Annotated in this window: 13 protein-coding genes; 9 read left to right on the top strand and 4 right to left on the bottom strand. The window is 36.2% G+C overall.

The genetic code is table 11. The annotated features are described in order from the left end of the window. Nucleotides 1–399: 399 nt before the first annotated feature. Together fabI and C406_RS0104545 are read left to right on the top strand one after the other, a co-directional pair. Nucleotides 400–1,170, top strand: coding sequence for an enoyl-ACP reductase FabI (gene fabI, locus C406_RS0104550; protein WP_017379412.1), 771 nt, complete (start codon nucleotides 400–402; stop codon nucleotides 1,168–1,170). Nucleotides 1,171–1,212: 42 nt separating this feature from the next. After that, nucleotides 1,213–1,569: a hypothetical protein gene (locus tag C406_RS0104545; protein WP_017379411.1), complete on the top strand. Its 357-nt coding sequence runs from the start codon at nucleotides 1,213–1,215 to the stop codon at nucleotides 1,567–1,569. 215 nt (nucleotides 1,570–1,784) lie between these two features. Here the strand turns inward: C406_RS0104545 and C406_RS0104540 are convergent, their stop codons facing one another. Then, nucleotides 1,785–2,324, bottom strand: a complete 540-nt coding sequence (locus C406_RS0104540; RefSeq protein ID WP_017379410.1) for a CotY/CotZ family spore coat protein — start codon at nucleotides 2,322–2,324, stop codon at nucleotides 1,785–1,787. 131 nt (nucleotides 2,325–2,455) lie between these two features. Here C406_RS0104540 and C406_RS0104535 point away from each other — a divergent pair, with 131 nt between their 5' ends. From C406_RS0104535 to C406_RS0104515, 6 genes are all read left to right on the top strand, one after another. Continuing rightward, entirely contained in the window at nucleotides 2,456–2,860 is a 405-nt protein-coding gene (locus C406_RS0104535) for a YhcN/YlaJ family sporulation lipoprotein (protein ID WP_017379409.1), read from the top strand. Continuing rightward, nucleotides 2,860–3,315, top strand: coding sequence for a stage V sporulation protein AC (gene spoVAC / locus C406_RS0104530; RefSeq protein ID WP_017379408.1), 456 nt, complete (start codon nucleotides 2,860–2,862; stop codon nucleotides 3,313–3,315). The genes C406_RS0104535 and spoVAC overlap by 1 nt, the downstream gene beginning before the upstream one ends. Then, the gene (locus tag C406_RS0104525; RefSeq protein WP_017379407.1) at nucleotides 3,309–4,310 is read left to right on the top strand and encodes a hypothetical protein; all 1,002 of its coding nucleotides are present in this window, start codon (nucleotides 3,309–3,311) and stop codon (nucleotides 4,308–4,310) included. The genes spoVAC and C406_RS0104525 overlap by 7 nt, the downstream gene beginning before the upstream one ends. A 9-nt stretch (nucleotides 4,311–4,319) precedes the next feature. Further along, nucleotides 4,320–4,685: a stage V sporulation protein AE gene (gene spoVAE, locus C406_RS0104520; protein ID WP_017379406.1), complete on the top strand. Its 366-nt coding sequence runs from the start codon at nucleotides 4,320–4,322 to the stop codon at nucleotides 4,683–4,685. Nucleotides 4,686–4,753: 68 nt separating this feature from the next. Continuing rightward, entirely contained in the window at nucleotides 4,754–4,879 is a 126-nt protein-coding gene (locus C406_RS21225) for a YjcZ family sporulation protein (RefSeq protein WP_081503723.1), read from the top strand. Nucleotides 4,880–4,902: 23 nt separating this feature from the next. After that, the gene (locus C406_RS0104515) at nucleotides 4,903–5,163 is read left to right on the top strand and encodes a stage VI sporulation protein F (RefSeq protein WP_017379405.1); all 261 of its coding nucleotides are present in this window, start codon (nucleotides 4,903–4,905) and stop codon (nucleotides 5,161–5,163) included. Between the two features lie 62 nt (nucleotides 5,164–5,225). Here the strand turns inward: C406_RS0104515 and C406_RS0104510 are convergent, their stop codons facing one another. The 3 genes from C406_RS0104510 to C406_RS0104500 form a co-directional block, all read right to left on the bottom strand. Next, nucleotides 5,226–5,654 (bottom strand): GNAT family N-acetyltransferase, encoded by a 429-nt coding sequence (locus C406_RS0104510; protein ID WP_017379404.1) that lies wholly within the window; start codon nucleotides 5,652–5,654, stop codon nucleotides 5,226–5,228. Between the two features lies 1 nt (nucleotide 5,655). Then, a complete protein-coding gene (locus tag C406_RS0104505; RefSeq protein WP_017379403.1) occupies nucleotides 5,656–6,174 on the bottom strand; it encodes a YjcG family protein in 519 nt (172 codons plus the stop codon). Between the two features lie 75 nt (nucleotides 6,175–6,249). Continuing rightward, entirely contained in the window at nucleotides 6,250–6,972 is a 723-nt protein-coding gene (locus C406_RS0104500) for an alpha/beta hydrolase (protein ID WP_017379402.1), read from the bottom strand. Nucleotides 6,973–7,071: 99 nt separating this feature from the next. Here C406_RS0104500 and C406_RS0104495 point away from each other — a divergent pair, with 99 nt between their 5' ends. Continuing rightward, nucleotides 7,072–7,656: a phosphatidylglycerophosphatase A family protein gene (locus C406_RS0104495; protein WP_017379401.1), complete on the top strand. Its 585-nt coding sequence runs from the start codon at nucleotides 7,072–7,074 to the stop codon at nucleotides 7,654–7,656. The last annotated feature ends 19 nt before the right edge of the window (nucleotides 7,657–7,675 follow it).

Raw genomic sequence — 7,675 nt, 5'->3', positions numbered from 1 at the left:
TAGCTTGATGACATTGGGCTGAAGCCGTGCCCGCGGAAAGCGTCCATCTGGAACGGAAAGCAACGGGATACTTGAAAAACTGCATAAAAAAAGAATGCCGTAAAATAACAGTTTTACTGACTTTCTAGACAGTCGCGCTACAAATAAATCAATCAATTATAGCCGACTAAAATTCTTCACCAACGTCATTTGACAAAGAATCATGAGTTTGATTATTCGACGAGTCTACTTCTAGGCTATTATCTCAATAAAAGTATCATGCAAATACGTATGGAATATTTTCATTAACCCGAAAACGAAATTACCTATTATTATTGTACTATTTTTTTGCACTTTTATTTTTTGTGATGTATTATTAGTACCAGGTATTAATAATTAGAATTAATAGGGGGATTTTTTATGTCTTTGTCATTACAAGGAAAAACATACGTCATCATGGGTGTAGCAAATAAAAGAAGTATCGCTTGGGGAATTGCTCAATCGCTAGATAGAGCAGGAGCAAATATTATTTTTACTTATGCTGGGGAACGATTTGAAAAGTCTGTTCGTGATTTAGTGGCAACATTAGAAGGGAATCATGAACTCGTGCTTCCTTGTGATGTAACAAATGACGAAGATGTAGAGAAATGTTTCTCAACAATCGGGCAACAGGTAGGTAAAGTTGATGGCTTAGCTCACTGTATCGCATTTGCAAAAACAGAAGAATTAGCAGGGAATTTCTCAGATACGTCTCGTGAAGGATTTTTACTTGCACATAATATCAGCGCTTTCTCATTAACTGTCGTAGCGAAAGCTGTTAAACCATTGATGACTGAAGGAGGTAGCATCGTTACTCTAACGTATTTAGGTGGAGAAAAAGTTGTCCCGAACTACAACATCATGGGAGTGGCAAAAGCATCTCTAGAAATGTCAGTACGCTACTTAGCAGCTGATTTAGGACAATATAACATACGTGTAAACGCAATTTCAGCGGGCCCGATACGCACTTTGTCTGCAAAAGGTATAAGCGATTTTAACAGTGTCTTAAAAGAAATTGAAGAGCGTGCACCACTTCGTCGCAACACAACGCCAGAAGAAGTTGGCGATACTGCATTATTTTTATTTAGTCAATTATCTCGCGGAATCACAGGCGAAACGATTCATTGTGACAGTGGTTTTCACATATTGTAAACATACTGCATAAACTACTTCAAAAAGGGTGTGTATGTTTCATTGGAAAATGATCCGCTCCTTTTTGTCCATGGTCCGCCTGTATATCGGCATGTGCCAAAAGTTTCTCGATGGCAAGAAGAAAGTACGTCAATCTTCCCTGAACCTTTAGCAAAAGCAGTCGAAATTGATCCGTTAATGTGGAAAAGGCTTCTTTTTTTGAAAACAGATTTAGCAAAACATGTATACAAACCACTGTGTTTTCAATTTAAAGATGGTGAAAAAATTTGTGGAGCTGTAGATGCGTTACATCTTGAAAGCGTTCAAATTAGATTACCTGAAGGTGACTTAGTAGCAGTTGAAATTCAAGATATTCAAGAGATTTGGTGGCGGGGGAAGATCCTTCCTGTTCGAATTTAAACATTTATGCAAAAAGCATCCATTTATTTGGATGCTTTTTTGTGTTTAAAACAGAATTGACCACATCAGTTTGTACATATTCGCCTGAAATTTTAACATATCATTTATATTTCTTAACAATCCACACAAACTATATGAATACAAAAATTAAGCCCAACCTCCTTTTTAATGGAAGTTGGGCTTGTTAGACACTGCACGCTTAAAGTGTTATTTAATTATTCACATACACCCAGAAATACATCAGCTACACATTCAATGCCGCAGAAGCAGTTCAAATCAACTGTAATACAGCTATCAGAAAGTCGGAAATTTCTTACTTCACAGATTTTCTTCAAGTTTAACTTAGTACCGCAATCATTAATTAAATTTACTTCTTTTTTATTACGATCTACTGGCTCTAATACACGAAGAGTTGCACAGCAACCATCGAATATGTCTTCCACACGGAAGAATACAGAGAAGCAATCACAGTCATGGTAGTCATTATCGCGGAAGAAAGCTTTGAAAGGCGTACCATCTTTTGTCAAAAGCATGAATACACGAGTATCCGCTTGTTGACGTGCTGGACTTACTAATCCACCTAGTGGTTCAAGGAAACAATTAGTTGGACATTCCGGACAGTCGTTGTCCACTACAGCATCTTGAATGTCTTTAATTGCACGAACTACGTCACAGATACATCTACCTTTACCCTTACCTGTTGTAATACCTTCAATGGATGATGTTGTTGATTCATATTTACGTTCACATCCCATTTTTTTCACCTCCCAATCTTTTTAAGTCTTTATACTGTATGTAGGTTGTGTTCATACAACAGGGCGGCTAAATCAATTTGTGTATAAACTTTTCATTAGTAACCATAATAAAGTTAAAAGAGGATAAATTGATGAAAAAATTCTGGTGGGTAAGTTGTGTCTTACTATTACTAACAGGTTGTTCGAACGATTCTCAAGTATCCACTTATCATGTGGAAGATGATCAAGAAGAAATTGAATTGCTTCAAACAATTCTTAAAGAAAATCAAAATATAAACGAAGCAGATGTCGTTTTTTTTGATCATCAACTTGTGGTTGCCATACAAGTAAAACCATTATCAAAATTCAAAAAAGTGAAAATTACAAAGTCTTTTGAAAAGGAAGTCAAATCGCTATTTCCAGACCATAAGGTTTTTGTATCTAGTGATTTAAAAATTTCGTGGGAATTAGAGAAAATTATTAAAGAAAAACCAACTATGGAAGACTTGAAAAAAGATTTAGACGACATTCAAGCACTATCAAAGGAGGCAACGTAATGGATGTTAATTCCTATCAACAAACGGTGGATCAAATGGCACCAAAACGACCAATTGTAAAAAATTGTTTGAAAGCATTTTTTGTAGGCGGAACTATTTGTGGGATTGGACAAATCATTACTTTAGCTTACATTTATTTTTTTTCGTTTACTGAACGTACAGCTAGTAATCCAACTGTAGCAACGTTGATTTTTATGTCAATGATATTAACAGGGTTAGGGATATATAAAAAAATTGGTCAGTTTGGTGGAGCAGGCTCAGCAGTTCCAGTGACTGGATTTGGTAACGCAATTATTTCTGCATCGATTGAACATAGGTCAGAAGGATTCATTCTTGGTGTGGGTGGGAATATGTTTAAACTTGCAGGGGCCGTTATTGTTTATGGAGTATTTTCTGCTTTTGTTGTCGCGCTTATTAAAACTAGTCTTGTTAAAATGGGGGTTATCTCTTGGTAAAAGCGAGAACGGTCCAATTTGTTTCTAAGCCAAGTATTGTGTCAACAGCAGTAGGAGTTGGGCCTCTAGAAAAACAAAGTCCATTTATTAAAAATTTCGACCTTATTTATGAAGATGAGAGAATCGGACAGGAAACGAATGAAAAAGGACATGCACAATTAATTGAGGATACATGTAAATTGGCCATTATGAAAGGTGGATTTGAGGCGCCAGATATTGATTTGTTTTTGTCTGGAGATTTGGTTAATCAAATGACACCTAGTAGTTTTGCAGCTCGTACGCTGGCTACTCCTTTTATGGGAATGTTTTCTGCTTGTGCAACTAGCGTTTCTTCTCTTATTACAGCTAGCTTTTTTATTGAAACAAATCATATGGAGCGAATTTTATTTGGTGCCGCAAGTCAGCACAATGCTGTCGAGAAACAATTTCGCTATCCCATTGAATATGGGGCTCAAAAGCCGCCTACAGGTCAATGGACTGTCACTGGGGCAGGTTACGGTATTCTGTCTACACATCAAAGCGAAAAACCGTATATACATTCTGCTACGATTGGACAAGTAATTGATTGTGAGTGTCTAGACCCACTGGACATGGGAAGTGCAATGGCTCCAGCTGCTTTTGACACAATTCAACAACATTTATCTCAAAATAAAGATACATCCTACGATTTTGTTATGACCGGTGATTTAGGGAAAAATGGCTATGCCATTTTGCAAGAATTAATTAAGTCAAGTGGTATTTCTACTTATCCAGTCAATAGTTATAGGGATGCTGGGGCTGAATTTTATGGTAACAATGAAAAATTTTTATCAGGTGGAAGTGGAGCAGGTTGTTCGGCTTCCGTTTATCTTGGACCTATATACGCAGAATTATTATCAAAAAAATGGAAGAAAATATTATTAGTAGCAACAGGTGCTTTACTATCCCCATTATCATTTCAACAGGGCGAAACCATTCCATGTATTGCCCATGCTGTTGAAGTGACGATGGAATGAGGTGACAATATGATCTCTTCTATAATTATTGCTTTTGTAGTTGGCGGACTTGTTTGTGTAGTAGGTCAACTTCTTTTCGATGTAGCCAAATTGACACCTGCGCATACACTAAGTTTATTGGTGGTTATTGGTTCTGTCCTTGATGGATTTGGTTTGTATGAGCCATTCATTGACTTCGCTGGAGCGGGCGCAACTGTCCCAATTACTTCTTTTGGTAATGCACTGACACATGGTGCTTTACAAGAGGCAGAGAAACATGGTTTTATTGGTGTAATAACTGGTATGTTTGAAGTGACAAGTTCAGGAATCAGCGCTGCCATTATTTTTGGTGTAGTTGGCGCAATTCTTTTTAAATCTAAAGGGAAAGTTTCCTGAGGTATATGCCCTTCTCATTTGGACCTATGTGCATATTCTAGGTCGAATGGGATGGGAGGCAAGGGAATATATTAGAAAGTTGCAGTTTTTACGATGGTTATCCACAAATACATCCAACTCATGCTCCTTATAAAGGGTCAACATTTGTTCTTATTATTGTGCTATTTATCCTATTCATCATCGTAAGTAGCTAGTATGTAAAATAGGAGGGAAACAAATGAACGACTCATTTTTCAAGAAAATTGAGCAAAAAACTGGTGTGTCTATGGATGAAGTTTTCGCGTTAGCAAATGCAATACAGTACGCAGATTTTTCAGATGAAAAACAAGTACAAAAAATTGTTCGCAAAGTATCTAAAATTGCTGGCAAACCAATAACAAAAGATTTAGAAGAAAAAATTGTAAATTCGGTGGTTCAAAAAGGAAATAAGCTAAACTTAAATGAAATAGCTTCAATGATGAATCAGAAAAATGAATAAAAAAAGCACTTGTTCAATTATGAACAAGTGCTTTTTTTGATAATTCGGGTTTAAAAACCTTTTTATAATTCTTTTTGCATGGCACGATGGGGGATACCCGCATCCAAAAATTCTGGTGATGTAATTTTATAGTGAAGTTTTTCGTAAAATGGAATGGCATAACTTTGAGCGTTTAGTTTAACTGTCTTTAATCCAGCTTCTTTCGCGTAAAATTCCATTTTCTCCATCATCAAATTACCTAATTGCTTGCCTCGGTATTGCGATAATATGCATACGCGCTCCACTTTTGAAATACCTGGTTCAGGTACTCGAATACGTCCTGCACCTATTGGCTCATCACCGTCATACGCGACAAAATGGATTGCGGACTGATCATGTTCATCTAACTCCAAATCCACAGGAACATCTTGTTCTTGAACAAATACTTTTTGACGAATAAGAAAAGCATCTTCACGTTCTTTTTCTGTTTCCACTCGTTTTGCTGTAATCAAATTAGTTTTCAGCTCCAGTCAAACGGAATGTTTCATATACCGTCCAAGAGCCATCTTCAAGTTGGTATAGTAAATGCAAGCGATCAATTGTTTCGTCATGATTAAGACCAGCCATTTTTAATTGACCATATATATCATCATGTTCACCTGATGACATTTTTTGTGCAATTGTAATGTGCGGAACAAATGTATGTTCTGCTTTGAGTCCTAAACTCTCTTTGTGTAAATCTTCATGTAAATTAATTAATGCTTCAGTCTTATCAACTTTGAAATAAATTGCATTAGTAGTTGGTGCAAAAGAACTAATACCAGTTGCGTGTAATGTGAATGGTTTATGACGTTGAACCACGTTTCTGATACTGTTTGATAGTACTTCGATTTCAGTGTCACTTGCTTCAAAAACACCTTTAAGTGTCATGTGAGGGGTAATGAGTGAAAAATGTGGATCATAACGTTTTCGATACGAATTTGCCAAATCTTGTAGTTTTTTAGATGGGAATGCAACGACTCCGTATTTCATCTGAAAAACCTCCTTCTTAGTTGAGTAAATGCATACTCTTATTATAACAAAATTAATAAATTAGGCATTCAAAATTCATAGACCGAAATTCATTTTAATCGATCTTTTGATATCTGGCTGCCAATGCTTCCAAGTATGGTCTCCTATAAATTCGTCATAGAACAACAAAAACCCTTTTTCTTGCATCAAGGAATTCAAATCTCGATTTGGTTTTAGGAAATTTTCAATTTTCCCATTTGATAATTTCACTTTATCTTCGCCTGTACCAATAATGTGATAAACAGAGAGAGAATGAGGTGTTCGAATATTTTCGACTTTAGATAAAACCTCTGTATTCACCATCGGAGAGTGTAAAATAACTTTTCCAAAAATATTCGGATATTTTACTGCAGCAAGAAGAGACACTGTAGCTGCCAAAGAATCACCAATCAATGCTCTGCCCATGCCGATTTGATAGGTTGGGTATTCTTTGTCTAAATAGGGAACAAGCTCATGAGCAAGAAAACGTAAGTACGCATCATGTTGTTCTCCAGATGGATGGTATTTCTTGTTGCGATCTTCTACACTTTTATAGGGAATACCAACAATAATTATATTTTCAATTTCTTTGTTTTCAAGTAGTTCGTCTGTAACACGTGAAATCCGTCCTAATTGGAAGTAATCTTTCCCATCAGATGCAATTAACACGGTATATTTATAAAGTGGTGAGTAATTTGTTGGTAAATAAATCAGCAATTGCATATCTTCTTGTAAGGCGTCACTGAAAAGTGTGACATCTTGAATTGTACCTTTAGACATCGTACATGACCTCCTCTAAATCTTGCTACAGAAATTGTATCATAATGCAGGTAGAACGTATATTCTTGAATAACCACTATATGAAATGGAGATGATGTTATGGATAAAAATCAAGGAAGAATTCACTCTCAACAAGTTTACGAAGCAACAAAATCAGCATTGAAACGACGCGGAGTTACCATTAAAGAGGTTTCGGAAATCGTTTTCGAAATGCAAGTTCCATACAATGTTGGACTGACAATTGAACATTGCATAGAATCAGTTGAAAGTGTCTTGAAAAAGAGAGAAATGCAACATGCTATATTAGTAGGTGTTGAACTTGATGAATTAGCTGAGAAGAAAATGTTATCAGGTCCTCTTCAGCAAATTATTGAATCAGATGAAGGGTTGTTCGGAGTAGATGAAATGATTGCATTGGGAGCCGCATATACATACGGCAGTATTGCTGTAACAACTTTTGGACATTTAGACAAAAATAAAATTGGTATTATTAAAAAGTTAGACACTAAAATAGGCAGTAGCATTCACACTTTTTTAGACGATTTAGTGGCAAGTATTGCTGCCTGTGCTTCCTCGAGAATTGCACATCGTACACGTGATTTAGAAGAGAATCATGAGACTTTTGCTGATATTAAACCAGACGAAACAGCACCTGAGTCTAAAGTTGAGGGCGCAACTACCTAATAAGTTGGAAATATAGTCT

It is taken from the genome of Paenisporosarcina sp. TG-14, assembly GCF_000297555.1.
GTDB classification, from domain to species: domain Bacteria; phylum Bacillota; class Bacilli; order Bacillales_A; family Planococcaceae; genus Paenisporosarcina; species Paenisporosarcina antarctica.
Note: the sequence above shows the minus strand (reverse complement) of the source record. Positions and strands in the feature narration are given on the sequence as shown.